This is a genomic window from Cupriavidus sp. 96C5-1 (genome assembly GCF_057798855.1).
Window position 1 is genome coordinate 224,294 of the sequence record NZ_JBYOJU010000005.1, and the last position, 14,657, is coordinate 238,950.

The 14,657-nt window shown below is 66.7% G+C and carries 13 protein-coding genes; 4 read left to right on the forward strand and 9 right to left on the reverse strand.

The window, feature by feature from the left end; all coding sequences use genetic code 11:
- Positions 1-10: 10 nt before the first annotated feature.
- Positions 11-682, forward strand: a complete 672-nt coding sequence (locus AC3FOF_RS09500; protein WP_488726445.1) for a heavy metal response regulator transcription factor — start codon at positions 11-13, stop codon at positions 680-682.
- Entirely contained in the window at positions 679-2,103 is a 1,425-nt protein-coding gene (locus AC3FOF_RS09505; RefSeq protein ID WP_488726446.1) for a heavy metal sensor histidine kinase, read from the forward strand. The genes AC3FOF_RS09500 and AC3FOF_RS09505 overlap by 4 nt, the downstream gene beginning before the upstream one ends.
- A 181-nt stretch (positions 2,104-2,284) precedes the next feature.
- On the opposite strand, the gene AC3FOF_RS09510 is transcribed toward AC3FOF_RS09505, so the two are convergent.
- Entirely contained in the window at positions 2,285-3,496 is a 1,212-nt protein-coding gene (locus AC3FOF_RS09510) for a globin domain-containing protein (RefSeq protein ID WP_488726447.1), read from the reverse strand.
- 276 nt (positions 3,497-3,772) lie between these two features.
- On the opposite strand from AC3FOF_RS09510, the gene AC3FOF_RS09515 reads away from it, so the two are divergent.
- Entirely contained in the window at positions 3,773-4,297 is a 525-nt protein-coding gene (locus AC3FOF_RS09515; RefSeq protein ID WP_017229531.1) for an RrF2 family transcriptional regulator, read from the forward strand.
- A gap of 177 nt (positions 4,298-4,474) precedes the next feature.
- On the opposite strand, the gene AC3FOF_RS09520 is transcribed toward AC3FOF_RS09515, so the two are convergent.
- The 8 genes from AC3FOF_RS09520 to AC3FOF_RS09555 form a co-directional block, all read right to left on the reverse strand.
- On the reverse strand, positions 4,475-4,912 hold the full coding sequence (locus AC3FOF_RS09520; RefSeq protein WP_017229532.1) for a carboxymuconolactone decarboxylase family protein: 438 nt from the start codon (positions 4,910-4,912) through the stop codon (positions 4,475-4,477).
- A 139-nt stretch (positions 4,913-5,051) separates the two neighbouring features.
- Positions 5,052-6,479 (reverse strand): MocR-like pyridoxine biosynthesis transcription factor PdxR, encoded by a 1,428-nt coding sequence (pdxR, locus tag AC3FOF_RS09525; RefSeq protein ID WP_488726448.1) that lies wholly within the window; start codon positions 6,477-6,479, stop codon positions 5,052-5,054.
- 111 nt (positions 6,480-6,590) lie between these two features.
- Complete coding sequence (locus AC3FOF_RS09530; protein WP_488726449.1) at positions 6,591-7,802, reverse strand: NnrS family protein; 1,212 nt, start codon at positions 7,800-7,802, stop codon at positions 6,591-6,593.
- A gap of 322 nt (positions 7,803-8,124) precedes the next feature.
- On the reverse strand, positions 8,125-9,684 hold the full coding sequence (locus tag AC3FOF_RS09535; RefSeq protein WP_488726450.1) for a DHA2 family efflux MFS transporter permease subunit: 1,560 nt from the start codon (positions 9,682-9,684) through the stop codon (positions 8,125-8,127).
- A gap of 84 nt (positions 9,685-9,768) precedes the next feature.
- Entirely contained in the window at positions 9,769-11,013 is a 1,245-nt protein-coding gene (locus tag AC3FOF_RS09540) for an EmrA/EmrK family multidrug efflux transporter periplasmic adaptor subunit (RefSeq protein ID WP_488726451.1), read from the reverse strand.
- Positions 11,010-12,587, reverse strand: coding sequence for an efflux transporter outer membrane subunit (locus tag AC3FOF_RS09545; RefSeq protein ID WP_488726452.1), 1,578 nt, complete (start codon positions 12,585-12,587; stop codon positions 11,010-11,012). The genes AC3FOF_RS09540 and AC3FOF_RS09545 overlap by 4 nt, the downstream gene beginning before the upstream one ends.
- 41 nt (positions 12,588-12,628) lie before the next feature.
- Positions 12,629-13,066 (reverse strand): MarR family winged helix-turn-helix transcriptional regulator, encoded by a 438-nt coding sequence (locus tag AC3FOF_RS09550; RefSeq protein ID WP_017228313.1) that lies wholly within the window; start codon positions 13,064-13,066, stop codon positions 12,629-12,631.
- Positions 13,067-13,200: 134 nt separating this feature from the next.
- The gene (locus AC3FOF_RS09555; RefSeq protein WP_276266976.1) at positions 13,201-14,070 is read right to left on the reverse strand and encodes an AraC family transcriptional regulator; all 870 of its coding nucleotides are present in this window, start codon (positions 14,068-14,070) and stop codon (positions 13,201-13,203) included.
- A gap of 105 nt (positions 14,071-14,175) precedes the next feature.
- Between AC3FOF_RS09555 and AC3FOF_RS09560 the strand changes: the two genes are divergently transcribed.
- On the forward strand, positions 14,176-14,652 hold the full coding sequence (locus tag AC3FOF_RS09560) for a hypothetical protein (RefSeq protein WP_017228315.1): 477 nt from the start codon (positions 14,176-14,178) through the stop codon (positions 14,650-14,652).
- The last annotated feature ends 5 nt before the right edge of the window (positions 14,653-14,657 follow it).

Sequence of the window (14,657 nt, forward strand, 5' to 3'; positions counted from 1 at the left end):
TTTGCGCATCATGAGCATCCTCGTCATCGAAGACGATCCCAAGACCGGTGACTATCTCAGGAAAGGCCTGCGCGAAAGCGGCTATGCCGTCGATCTCGCCCGCACCGGCACCGACGGCCTGCACATGGCGCTGGAGCATCCCTACGACCTCGTCGTGCTCGATGTCATGCTGCCGGGCATCGACGGCTGGGAGATCATGCGTACGCTGCGCGCGCGGCGCGACCTGCCGGTGATCTTCCTGACCGCGCGCGACCACGTGAACGATCGCATCCATGGCCTCCAGCTGGGCGCCGACGACTATCTGGTCAAGCCGTTCTCCTTTGTCGAACTGGTGCTGCGCATCCGCACGCTGTTGCGGCGGGGCGTGGTGCGCGAGGCAGAGCTGTTCGAGTTCGCCGATCTCAAGCTCGATGTCCTGCGCCGCAAGGTGACGCGCCAGGGCGTGGACATCCCGCTGACCAACAAGGAATTCCTGCTGCTGCACCTGCTGGTCAGGCGCCAGGGCGAGGCGCTGTCGCGCACGCTGATCGCCGCCGAGGTGTGGGATATGAACTTCGACAGCGACACCAACGTCGTCGATGTCGCCATCAAGCGCCTGCGGGCCAAGGTCGACCAGCCCTTCGACAGGAAGTTGATCCATACCGTGCGCAGCATCGGCTATACCTTCGGCGTGGGCGTGTGAAACCCTGGGCCTCACGCTCCCTCACGGCACGCACCACGCTGCTGTTCGCCCTGATCGCCTGCGTGGTGATCGGCACCCTGGGCGCCTATTTCTACCAGTCCGTGAAGACGTCGATGGCAGCGCGTGCCGATCTGCAACTGATCGGGCGGGTAGTGCATTTCCGCCGGCTGGCGAGCGACGTGTACACCGTGGGCGAGCTCAAGGACCGGCCCTTGCTGTTCGAATCCATGCTGGGCGCCGAGCGCGATGTTCTGATCTTCCGCAAACCTGGCGAGACGCCGTTTATTCACGTGAATCCCGATCATTTGCCTGTGCCGGCGGAGCTCGCGCTTTCCGTGCCGCCGAATGGCGCAGCATCGGTGACGGCAGGCATACTGCGCACCCGGCGCGACAACGGCGTGCCGGTGTATTGGGCCGCGGCGGTGGCGCGCTCCAGCGAGGACGGCAGCGTGGTCGAGGTCATCGCCGCGCATCCGATGGACAATGAATTGCGAATGCTCGCGGCCTACCGCAACCGGGTGGTGCTGGCCACGCTGGTCGGCATGCTAGCGGCTACCGCGCTGGCGTTCTTCGCCATCCGGCGAGGGCTGCGGCCGGTCGGCGGCATTGCGGCGCGTGCCGCCGAGATCAGCCCGGCCAGCCTCGCAGTCCGCCTTGACGAGCAGGGCGCACCCGCGGAGTTGCGCAGCCTGGTCGTCGCGTTCAATGCCATGCTGGATCGCCTGGCCGATGGCTACGAGCGCCTTACCCAGTTCTCCGCGGACCTGGCCCATGAGATCCGCACGCCCGTGGGCGCCCTGATCGGCCAGACCCAGGTGACGCTCAGCCAGCTGCGCCAGCCCGAGGAATACCAGGAGGTGCTCGAATCGAATCTGGAGGAACTCAACCGGCTGGGCCATATCGCCGAGAATATCCTGTTCCTGGCGCAGGCGGACCACGCGGGCCTGGTCATCGAACGCGCGCGGGTGTCGCTGCCCGGCGAACTCGGCAAGATTGCGGAGTATTTCGAAGGGCTGGCGGACGAGAGGGAGATGAAGTTCGAAGTGGAGGCGGAAGGGGTGCTGACGGCCAACCCGCTGCTCTGCCGCCGCGCGGTCAACAATCTCGTTGTCAATGCCGTGCGCTACGGTGCTCCGGGGAGCGTGGTGCGTCTCTGCGGGATCGAGCGGGCCGACGGTGTCGCCATCTCGGTCGAGAACCACGGCGAGCCGATTCCGGCAGCCCAGCTCGACCGGCTCTTCGACCGTTTCTATCGGGGCGACGCCGCGCGTAGCCGGCTCACCGAATCCAGCGGGCTGGGGCTCGCCATCGTGAAGGCCATCATGGTACTGCACGGCGGTGGCGTGCAGGCCAGTTGCCCGGCACCCGGGCGGGTGCGGTTCGTGCTGCATTTTCCGCCGCCCGGCGGCACGGCGTCCTGATCGGCTCGCACGAGCCGGCGCTTCGGCTGCATTCCTGTGGCTGAACCTGTCATGCAGCACCCGGGACCTGGCCGGGGGCTTTCGGACACCTGAGCGGCAAAGCGGCACGCAGCGGTACCGGCAGCCTTGCGCCAGGCCTCTGCGACGTAGCGCAGGCAGGCCTGGTTGAAGCTTCAGATCCTCAAAGCAGCGTGTCCAGCAAATCCGGCCCAAACACCTCGCGATGCACCCGCTCGGCCTTCACGCCGCGTGCCTGCAGCGCAGCGCGTTGTGCCTGCATGAACGGCAGCGGGCCGCACAGGTAGAAGTCGGCGTCGGCGAGATCGCCGTCGGCCAGGATGACGTCGATGTCCATGCGGCCGGGGAGGGCCGGCTGGGCCAGGAATTCCGCCGGTTCGCCGGACTCCAGGAAGAAGTGGGTGCGCAGCCCGGATAGCTGGCGGGCGGCGCGCTTGATGTCTTTCAGGTGCGGCACATGGGACACCATGCGTGCGGCATGGCCGAACACGACCTGGCGCGACGGATTGCGGTGTGCGACGGCATTCAGGGCGGAGATCATCGGGGTGACGCCCACGCCGGCGGAGAGCAGCACGATGGGTGTGGCGGGCTCGATGCCAGGTGTGAAATCCCCAAAGGGCTGGCTGACCATCAGTACGTCGCCTTCGCGGGCGTTGTCGTGCAGCCAGTTCGACACGGCGCCGGCGGGCAGGGTGGCGCCGTCGCCGCGGTCGCGCTTGACCGAGATGCGCCAGGTGTGGCCATTCGGCGCGTCCGAGAGGCTGTATTGCCGTTGCTGGAAGGCGCCGGGCGCCAGTTCCACGACGACCGAGATGTACTGGCCAGGCAGGAAATCCGCCAACGTGGTGCCGCCGACAGCTTCGAGCGTGAAGGCGGTAATGTCGGCGCTCTGTTCTTCGCGGGCCACGATGCGCACCGGCTGGCGGTGGTCGGGGCCGGTCTGCGCGCGTTCGTAGAGACGGCTCTCCGCGGCGATCAGCTCGGCGGCCAGCAGCCAGTATGCCTCGTCCCAAGCGGCCACCAGTTCCGGCGTGGCGGCATCGCCCAGGACTTCGCCGATGGCGCCCAGCAGGTGTCGTGCCACGATGGCGTAGTGGCTGGGCTTGATACCGACCGAGACGTGCTTGTGGACGATGCGGCTGACGACCGGGGCCAGTGCGCTGTTGTCGCCATAGTTGGCGGCATAGGCGAACACGGCGGAGGCGAGCGATTGCTGCTGCGAACCGTTGGCCTGATTGCCCATGTTGAACAGATTGGTCAGCTCGGGCCGGTCGGCGAACATATTGCGATAGAAGGTCTGGGTAATGGTCAGGCCATGTTCACGCAGTACCGGCACGCTCGCGTCGATCAGGGGTCTCGATTTTTCAGACAGCACGACAATCTCCAAAGATATACAGAAAATGCAACATAATGGACCAAAGCGTCCGCAGTGTTGTGCGGTGGTGGCGTGCGATCTGGCTGCGACGCCCTGGAGGCCATTTTATTAAACATGCATTTGCTATGCAACATAAAATTCGCGGCAGTGCAGAAAGATGTATCCGGGGGCCATGTTAGACTGCGATGGCCTTCACGATAAGGATAAGGCGCAATCCGTGCCGGAAGTTCATCCCGGCTGCCACGCACATCATGTCCGCCAGCCGGACCCCTATCCATGAGACTGACCGACTACACCGACTACAGTCTGCGGACCCTGATCTACGTTGCGGTCCATCCGGGCGAGCTGGTCACGATACAGCGTGTCGCGGATGCATTCGGCATTCCCAAGAACCACCTGATCAAGATCGTGCAGAAGCTTGGCCAGGCCGGCTTCCTGCACACCGTGCGCGGCCGCGCGGGCGGCATCGAGCTTGGCAGGCCTGCGGCCGGGATCAATGTGGGGGAGGTGATCCGGACCATGGAGTCGGATTTCCACCTGGTGGAATGCTTCCAGGGCGATGACAACCACTGCATCATCACCCGGGTGTGCGGCTTGCGCGGGGTGTTGTCGGCTGCGCTGCGGGCCTACTTCGAGGTGCTGGATGCCTATACCCTGCAAGACCTGGTGGAGAAGCCCGCGGCGCTGAACCGTGCGCTTGGGCAGGGTGAAGCGGCCTCCCTGGCAGGCATCCCCGTCAAGGGCATGGTTCGCAAGGCGCATCCTTCCCGGAAGACAGCCGGCGAGACCGGCTCACAGTAACGACGGCCAACCGGCCCGGCACCGGATCGCTGGTTCGCCTCGACAGGCGCCGGTCGCTGCGATCGATAGCCCGATAGCCTTGACCGCTTCGGTATCGCGTTCCGCCGCCCTCCGGGCTAGCCCGCCCGAAAGGGGATGGGCAGTATCGATCGGCTCATGACCGATGTCTCCCCGGGGTCAGGCCGGCGTCTTGCGGAACGAGATAGCGAAGCGGTTCCAGCTATTGATCGCCGAGATCAGCAGCGTCAGGTCGACCAGCTCGGCGTCGCTGAAGTGCGGGCGAACGGCCTCCCAGGCAGCGTCGGGCACATGGTCCCGGGCCACCAGCGTGACGGCTTCCGTCCAGGCCAGCGCGGCTTGCTCGCGCGCCGAGAAGAAAGGCGTTTCGCGCCAGACCGCCAGGGTTGCCAGGCGGCGGTCGTCCTCGCCGCCCTTGCGCGCGTCGGTGGAATGCAGGTCGATGCAATAGGCGCAGCCATTGATCTGCGAGGCGCGCAGACGGACCAGTTCCACCAGCGGCTGCTCCAGGCCGCTCTTGGCGATCCGCTCTTCCAGGCCAATCAGGGCCTTGATGGCGGCGGGACTGGCTTTGTAGTAATCGAGGCGTGGTTCCATGAATTGCTCCGGTTTTGTGCCGCCGGGGTGGCGACGTGACAGGAGCAAGGTTAGGACGGCAACTGGTTATATAAAAGAGCCATTTTCCAGTAATTTCAGGTAACCAGTGGCCACGCGTGGCGAAGTCCGGACGGGGCGGCTATGGGCGTGCTGCTGCCATCGCATTGGCCAGCTTTGCCATGCCGGCATGGATATCGGCCACGCCGATGCCGCCGTAGCCGAACAGTATCCCGGGCACCGGCGCTTGCCCACCGTACATGCCCGCGATGCCATAGAGGCCGATCGATGCGGCGGCGGCGCGCGCGATCACCGCCCCTTCGTCCTGCGCTCTGTTCAGGTGGGCAACGAGGTGGATGCCCGCAGCCGGCGCGTTGGGCGCGAACCACGGCGCCAGCGGGCCGTCCAGGTGATCGAGCAAGGCCGCCCGGCGCGCGGCGTACTCCTTGTGCATGCGTCGCAGGTGCTTGGCGAAATAGCCGTCGAGCATGAACTTGGCCAGCGCCGTCTGCGTCAGGGTGCAGCTGTGCCAGTCACCGACCTGCTTGCCGCGGCGCATGGCATTGCCGAGGGGTGGCGGCGGGATGATGTAGCCGATGCGCAGTTCCGGAAAGATCGTCTTGGAAAAGGTGCCGACGTACGCCACCACGCCAGCGTTGTCCAGGCTCTTGAGCGAATCCATCGGGCGGCCCGCGAAACGGAACTCGCCGTCGTAGTCGTCTTCCAGCACCAGCGCGCCACGGCGTTGCGCCCATTCGAGCAGTGCGACGCGGCGCTCCAGGCTCATGGCCATGCCCAGCGGAAACTGGTGGGAAGGCGTGACGTAGACAAGGCGCGCGTTGTCCGGCAGCGCGTCCACCACCAGCCCCTGTGCATCCACCGGGACACAGGCGAGTTGCGCGCCGAGCGCCGAGAAGGCGATGCGCGCGGGCGGATAGCCGGGATCTTCCACCGCCACCACGTCGCCCGGACGAATCACCACGCGCGCCATCAGGTCGATCGCCTGCTGCGCACCCTGCGTGACGATAACGTCTTGCCAGTTGCTGACCACGGCGCGGCTGAACGCCAGATAGCGCGACACCGCGAGCCGCAGATCCGGCTCCCCGGCAGGGTCCCGGTAGGCGCCTTGCCCGCGCGCTTGCAGGCGCAAGGCGTGGCCGACGCAGCTGCGCCATTTGTCGAAGGGGAACAAGGTCTTGTCGGTGACGCCACTCACGAAGTCGAATGCCGGCCTGGCATCCGGCGCCGTCCTGGGCAAGACATCGGGCAACGTTTCCCAGATCGGGCCGGAACCGGGACCCGGCGGCATCGGCTGCGGCGCCAGACGGGCCAGTTCGTGCGAGACAAAGGTGCCGTCCCCGGCGCGCGCGCGCAGGTAGCCCTCTGCGATCAGCCGCTCGAACGCTTCCAGCGTGGTCTTGCGCGATACGCCCAGCTTGGTTGCAAGGTCCCGGGTCGAGGGAAGCCGCTCGCCCGGCGCCAGCCGTCCGTCGACGATACCCGCCCGCAACTGGCGGTAAAGCTGGCCGGCCAGGCCCTGCCGGCCGTGGATACTCAGATGGACGTCCATTTGCTGGTTACCTGGAACGGTAGGAATTAGGGCGATTCTACGTGCCAGTCTGGACTGTTTCCAGTCGCGTCATCGCGCCATCGCGCGCCGTTGCCCGTGCGCCGTGGCCGACTAGCCCTCCCGTGCGTCGGCGCGCGGCCTGGCCAGGTAGGGCGTGTACTTCACCAGATACAGCAGGAAGGCGGCCATCCACAGCACCGCGGCTCCGGCAATCCAGAACGGCTTGTCCTGCGGCATGGCGAGCGGCCCCAGGACGCGGAAGAGGGTGGCCAGGGTGATGCATAGGTATGCCGCCTTCTCCATCGTGCCGGCCTCCAGCTTGCGGCCGGTATGGCCCAGTGCGGTGCGGGTGATCATGCCCATGATGGCGCAGCCGATCGCGCCCACGGTGAGCGCGTGCAAAGCGGTCGAACGGTCACCCTGGCCAAGCGCGGCAGCCGCCAGCAACAGCAGGCCCAGCGGCAGGCAGCCATAGGCCAGGTGCAGGATGGCGACAAGCGGCTTGCGCAAGGCATGACGCGAGCCCCATCCGGCCAGGCGGAACGCGTGCGCCAGGGCTGCAAGCAGCGCGAGCGCGGCGGTTGCCACGCCCAGCGGCGCCACGATACTGGCGGTCATCGCGGCCAGCGTCAGCACGACGACGCTGCTCTCGATGGGCTTCGAGCGCCGGATGCGTACCCCGGCGACGGCATTGGCGGTGAACATCGGGATCACGCGGCCCCCGATCACGGTGATGAAGACCACGATCAGCCCGATCCCGGCATCGGCGCTTTGCAAGGCCAGCGGCGCAGCGCCATTGGCCAGCGCAGCATGGAACAGTGCATTCAGCGCCCACAGCAGGAACAGGGCAGCGGCAAGCCCGTAATTGCGCTTGCTGCCGGCGCGAACCAGCACGCGCAGGAAGCTCGCCGCGCAGAGCAGGAGGAAAGCAAGATCCAGCACGGTAGCCGCCAACACCGGTCCGGTCCACATCAGCACGCGCGCGGCGAGCCACACGGCGGCGAGGCCGGCCAGCGGCGCGCCTTGCGGTGTCTGCAGGCCGGTCCAGTTCTTGCCGGCGGTGAACAAGAAGCCAACCACGACCGCCGCGGCGAAGCCGAACACCATCTCATGGGCATGCCACAGCATGCCGCCCATGGCCGGCTGGGTGCCGGCTTGGGGCCACCAGCCGAGATAGATGGCCGCCCAGACGCCGATGGCCACGACGGCGAAGGCCGCCGCAAGCAGGTAGAAAGGCCGGAATGCGAGCGCAAGGGCGGGGTGGCCGCGATAGCCCGCAGGGGCATGGCCGGTCGGTGGCGGGGTCTGGAGCAGCGGCAGCATGGCGCCTCGCAAATGGTGGGTTGGGACTGGTGAGGAGACATTCGCCTGCGGCCAGCCACCCGTCTCCCTGGCGCCCGTGGTGGTCGGGTACCGCTTGGTTCCCGTTTGTCGTTCCTCGGTGCGGTTGCCAACGCGATATCCGGTTTCGACGCGTTGCGTGGCAACAACCTGCAATGATTCTATTAAACAAGCATTTTTAATGCAACATAAAATACGGCCCGTGATACGGGTGGTCCCGGGCATGCCGGCGTGATGGTTGCGCGAAACGGCCTGCAGCCTGGGCGATGGCGTGAGCCGCCGGCAAGGCGGCCTGGTCCTTTCTCTAGTGCGCGGCGGCAGCGGCGGCGGCATTGCCGCCCCTGGCCGGCCTGGTGAGCCAGATCAGCGGGATGATGACGATAAAGATCACGCCCGAGATCCAGAAGATGTCATTGAGCCCGAGCATCGCGGCCTGCGCGGTGGTGCTGCGCTCGAAGAAGGCCATCGCCTGATCGTGGCTGAAGCCGGCCGTCGATTGCAGGGCTTCCACCGAGCGCACGAAGATCGGGTTGTGCGGGCTGGCCTGTTCGGCGAGTTGCGAGTGATGCAGGATATTGCGGTCGTTCCAGGCGGTGCTGGCGAGCGACGTGCCTACCGCTCCGGTGAACACGCGCGCGAAATTCGACAAGCCGGCCGCGGCGGGGATCTTGTCCGGCGATAGCCCGGACAGGATGATGGCGGTCAGCGGTACGAAGAACAGCGCGGTGGGGATCCCCTGCAGCAGCGTGGGCAGTACCAGGGTCCAGGTATCCACGGTGGTGGTGTAGCCCGAGCGCATGAAGAACACCACCGCGAAGCCGGCGAAGGCCAGGGTGGCCAGCACCCGCGCATCGGAGCGCGGCATGATCTTGCCCAGCACCGGCGCCAGGATCACGGCGAAGATGCCCAGCGGCGCCGTCACCAGCCCGGCATTCACGGCGGGGTAGCCGAGATACTGCTGCATCCATTGCGGCAACAGGACAAGGTTGGCGAAGAACACGCCATAGGCCACCGAGATCGCCACCGTGCCGCCGAGGAAGTTGCGGCCGGCAAAGAGCCGCAGATCGATGATCGGATGCGCCTCGGTCAATTCCCAGATCACGAAGAAGGCAAAGCTGATCAGCGCCACCACGCCGAGGCCGACGATCAGCGACGAGTGGAACCAGTCGAGGTCCTTGCCCTTGTCGAGCATGATCTGCAGCGAAGCCACCCAGGTGATCAGCGCGGCCAGTCCGATGGTGTCGATCGGCAGCGCGCGGGTGGGCGTCTCACGCGAGCGGTAGATGATCCAGGTCACGGCGGCGGCAAACAGGCCCACCGGGATGTTGATGTAGAAGATCCAGGACCAGGAATAGCGGTCGGTCATCCAGCCGCCCAGCGCCGGGCCGGCGATCGGGCCCACCGTTGCCGTCATGGCCCACAGCGCCAGCGCGGTGGCGCTGCGTTGCTTGGGATAGGAGCCGAGCAGGATAGCCTGCGACAGCGGAATCAGGGGCCCGGCGACGGCGCCCTGCAGCACGCGCGCGGCCAGCAGGACCGGCAGGGTGGGGGCGACGCCGCACAGCCACGAGGACAGCACGAACAGCAGGATGGCACCGACGAACAGGCGGATCTGGCCGATGCGCTGGGTCAACCAGCCCGTAAGCGGGATCGATACCGCGTTGGCCGCGGCGAACAGCGTGATGACCCAGGTGCCTTCGTCAACCGAGACGCCGAGGTTGCCTGAGATGGTGGGAATGGCCACGTTGGCGATCGACGAGTCGAGCACGTTCATGAAGGTGGCGAGCGCCACCGCGAAGGTGGCGAGCACCAGCTTGCCGCCAGTGAGCGGCTGGGACTGTTCGGTTGTGTTGGCGTTTTCCATGGCGGACTCGACGGGTCTCGGTTTGGTTGCGGTATGAATTTCTGATGTGACAGATAAATGGCGCAGAAAAATCGCGTCGAGGCACTACAGGGCGGCGCGCTTTTCAGCGGGTTCCGCCTGCTTCGCGGCAATGGCCGTGGATTGCGTGCCCGGGCCGGCGGTGCTGTTCAGCGCGACGATGCGAGCGATTTCCGCATCGGCCTGTTCGCCGTAGCCGCTGTAGACGCTGGTGCTGTAAGTCGTCTTCTTCACCGCGCCGAGCTGCGCGCCGCTGCGATTCCTGGTATCCACGTCGACCTGCATGGACAGGCCGATCTGCAGCGGGTGCGCGCGCAGTTCCGCCGGGTCCAGCTCGATGCGGGCGGGCAGGCGCTGCACCACCTTGATCCAGTTGCCGGTGGCGTTCTGCGCGGGTAGCGCCGAGAACGCACTGCCGGTGCCGGCCGAGAAGCCCACGACCCGGCCGTGGTAGCGCACGCTGCTGCCATACACGTCGGCGCGCAGCTCGACCGGCTGGCCGATGCGCATATGCTGGAGCTGCACTTCCTTGAAGTTCGCATCCACCCACACGCCATCGAGCGGCACGATGGCCATCAGCGGAGCGCCAGGCGCCACGCGCTGGCCGACCTGTACGGAGCGGCGCGCGACGTAGCCCGTCACCGGCGCCGGCAGCGTGTTGCGCGCGAAGGCGAGATGCGCATCGCGCAGCTTTGCCGCGGCGGCCTGTACGGCGGGGTGATCGGCAACCGTGGTCTGGTCGGTCATGGTGCGGTTGGCGGCGAGTTGCTGGCGGGCGGCTTCGAGCACGGCTTCGGCGGTCTTGACCGCATCGCGGGCATGCGCCACGTCTTCGGCAGACACGGCGCCGCTCTCGGTGACCTGGCTGCGGCGTTGCAGGTCGTCGCGGGCTTTTGCCAGGTCGGCCTGGCGTTGCTGGATCGCGGCCTGGTAGACGTTGTTGTTGACGTACAGGGCGCTGACCTGGCGTACCGTCTGCGCCAGCTGGGCCTGGGCGTTGCCAAGCGCAACCCGGGCATCGGCGGGGTCGAGGTCGACCACGGTTTCGCCGGCCTTGACGATCTGCGTGTCGTCGGCGTTCACGCTGATCACGGTGCCGCTGACCTGCGGGGTGAGCTGGACCAGGTTGCCGTTGACGTAGGCGTCGTCGGTATCTTCGTGATACGCGGCGTAGCTGAAGTAGTAGGCTGCGTAGCCGCCGGCGGCCAGCAGCGAGGCCAGGCCCAGCGCGGCGAGCATGCGCTTGCGGGTGGCCATCTTGCCGGCACGGGCGTGGTTGTCGACGGATTCGGTTTGGGTAGCTTCGGTCATTTCAACACCTCGGTATCGGTAGGGGTCGGCAAGATCTGGGAACTGGGTTGCCGGTCACTGCGGTTGTCCGGCGGCGGCGGCACCGGGGCCCGCATGGCCACGTCGGCGGGCGCTACGCGGGCGGTATCGGTGTAGCCGCCGCCGAGCGAGGCAGCCAGCGCGATCTGGCGGTCGCGCCGCGTCATGCGCAACTGGGCCACGGCCTGAGCGCGGGCCAGCGTGCTGGTCTCGGCGTTGAGCACCGTGAGCTGGGTCGTCAGGCCCTGGCGATATTGGGCGAGGGCGAGGTCGCGGGCACGGCGGCTGTTCTGCTCGGCGTGAACCGCGTCGACCAGCTGTGCATCGATGGCGCGGATCTGGGCAAGCTGCGTGGCGACCTCGGTCAGGGCGCTGATCAGCGTCTGGTTGTAGTTGGCCACCGCCATATCGAACTCCGCATAGCGGCCCTTGAGCTGCGCACGCAGGGCGCCGGCGTCGAAGATCGGCAGGTGGATGGCCGGGCCCGCGTTGGCGATGCGGCTGGCGGCAGTGAGAAAACGGCCAAAGCCGAAGGCATCGAGGCCGATGGCCGCGCTCAGGTTGATGTCGGGATAGAAGCCGGCTTTCGCCACCTTGATGTCGTGCGTGCTCGCGTCCACGCGCCACCGCGCGGCGACGATGTCGGGGCGGCGCGAGACCAGGTCGGCCGGCAGGTTGCCGGGCAGGCGGACTTCATCGCCAGGGCCCATGGCGGGACGTGGGATGGCCAGGCCGCGGTCGGGGCCGCGGCCAAGCAGGGCGCCCAGCTGGTAGCGGGTGGCGAGGAGGGCGCCGTCGAGCGCTTTCAGCGCAGCCTGGCTGGCATCGAGGTCACCCTCGGCGGTGCGCTGCTCCACTTCGGTGTCGAGGCCGGAGGCGGCGCGCGCATGGGTGAGTCGGGCCAGCGCGGTGCGCTGCGCGACTTCGTCCTGGGCAATGTCGCGCAGGGTGTACAGGCGGGCCAGCTCGTTATAGGCGCGGGCCACCGCCGAGCTGACGCTCAGCCTGACCTGTTCCGATTCCGCTTCGGCCGCCCGGCGTGCCGAGACCGACGAGGCCAGGGCCTCGCGGTTCTTGCCCCACAGGTCGAGTTCGTAGGTGGCGCTGATAAGGCCACGGTTTTCGGTCTGCCAGGAGCTGGCGTAGGGTGGCGGCACCAGGGCGCTGCCGGAATATTGCTGGCGGGTCCAGGCGTAGCTGGCATCGACGCGCGGCAAGGTGTTGGCGTTGGCGCCTTCGCTGAAAGCGGCAGCGGCGGCAAGGCGCGCCTTGGCCATGTCGATCGACGGGCTGCCGTCGATCGCTTCGGCGATCAGCGCGCGCAACTGCGCGTCGCCGAATTGCGCCGCCCAATCGGGGGCGGGCCAGCGGCCTTGCTCGGCGGGCAGGCTGGCAGCGGTCTGCAGGGCCGTGGGGTCGGTGACCTGCCTGTCGCTGGAGATGCCGGCGTAGCTGGCGCAACCGGCCAGCCAGACGCTCAGCAGCAGGGGCAGCGCCTTGCCGGCACGCAAGGTACGTCCGGTGCGTCCGGCCGTGGATAATTTCTGCGTTTGCATTTTCTGATTTGTCAGATAAATGGTTAAAAAAAGAGGCGCGCTCAGGCGGCCGAGAATTTGTCGAGCAGGCGGAGCAGTTCGTCGAACTCACGCTTGCTGAAATCCTTGAGGCGCGCGTTCAGCACCTCCGGCGCGATCTCGGGAATCCGCTCGGCGACGCCGTTGCCCTTGGCGGTCAGTTCCAGGTTCACCACGCGGCGGTCGTCCACGCTGCGCGAGCGGGTCAGCAGGCCCTTGTGCTCCAGCTTGTCCAGCATGCGGGTCATCAGGCCGGTATCGATGACCAGCAGCTTGCTCAGTTCGAACGGGGTGTTGGCCGCGCCGCGTGCCAGCGACAGGATGATGCCCATTTGCTGGGAGGTGATGTCCAGTTCCTCCAGGGCAGCGTCCATTTCCATCAGCACGAGATTGCGGGCCTTGTTGAGGAAGAACCCGACGCTCTGCGTGAGGTGGAAGTTCTCTTTGGTGTAGTGCTTCAAGGCCCTCTCCTGTTTGCCGACTGCTGACGGGATATTATTTGATAAGTCAGATAGATTCAAGGTCAGAATCTACAATTTTACGAACACGCCAGGGATGGGTTTGGAAGGTGCCGCGGGGGCCGCTTCTGGCGCGGCTACGCCCCCAATCCCCGGCTGGCGAAATAGTGGGCCGGGGAGTCGCCGAAGGCACGGCGGAACATGGCAATGAAGTTGCTCGGCGTGGCGTAGCCCAGCGCCTCCGCCACCTCGGCTACGGCTTCGCCGCGCGCCAGCCGCTCGAGCGCGTGGGTGAGCCGGGCCTGTTGCCGCCAGTGCGCGAAGCTGAGGCCGGTCTCGCTCAGGAACAGGCGCGAAAGCGTGCGCGGCGACAGGCCTGCCCACGTTGCCCACGCCACCAGGCTGCGGTGATCTTCGGGGTGCTTCAGGATGGCGCTGCTGATCCGGCGGGCCCGCCGATCGGACGGCAATGGCAGGTGCAGGGGCTCTAGCGGCGCCTGCCGGATCTCGTCCAGCAGTACCGCGGCAATGCGCTGCTGGGCCGCGTCCAGTTCGAACGGCGCGGGCCAGGAAGCGGCACGGCCGACCAGGGCGCGCATGACTTCGCTGATTCCCACCACGCAGGGCAGGCTTGGCAGATCTTGCGCCGCCGAAGGCGCAATCCATACGTTCCAGCCACTGAGCACGCCGCTGATGGTGACGCGGTGCATTTCGCCCGGCGGAATCCAGCCCGCGCGCTGGGCCGGCAGCAGCCAGGAGCCATGGCGGGTGCGGACGTGGACCAGCCCGTTGTCGATGCAGAACAACTGGCCGCGCAGGTGGCGGTGCCAGCCCAGTTCACGGGTGCCGAGCCGGAACTCGTTGCCGGCCTTGTCTGCGCCGCGCATGGCGATCAGGGCGGGCCCGTCCGGCTGCTCGCTGGTGTCGGCAAAGACAGCCAGCAAGGCCGCGGTCTCGGATTCCGGCGATGTGTCCTGGCGCGCGGCATCGGGAGAGGAGGATCGCATGGCTCAGATTCATTGTTTTTAGGCAGGATAACGTTATCGAGTCTACCCGCTTCGCCGGGATACTGCTGGCGAGGCGCAGGCATCCCGCGCCGCAAGGAGAGCGATATGCAAGGACAGACTTCCCGGATTTCACAAATTTCCACTTTCCATGTTTCCAGCTTCCATCTCTATGACGTATCGGCATTTCCCCTCGTGACCAGCCGTAGCGAAGCCATGCCGCCCGGTTATGCAAGCCGGTGGTGCGACGAGATGACGAGCCTGGTCGGGCAGGACCGGCCCTTTGTCCTGATCCACGGCCCGCATGCCGCCGAAGAAACGCACGAGGACCGCAAGCGGCGGGCTATATGGCTCAAGCAGCACAAGACGCTGCTTGGGCAGCTGTGCAGAACACTGATCCATATCGAGCCCGATCCGGACAGACGGGCGGCGATGCAGGCGCAGGCCGCGATGGCGGTCAAGGCGTTCGGCGTGCCCGTGGCGATGGCGGCCACCATGGCCGAAGCGCTGGTGCTGGGTAATGCAGCCCTGAGCGCGGTGCGCGCGCATGACGATGCGGGGGCGCAAGATGACGCCGCGCGCTGAATACC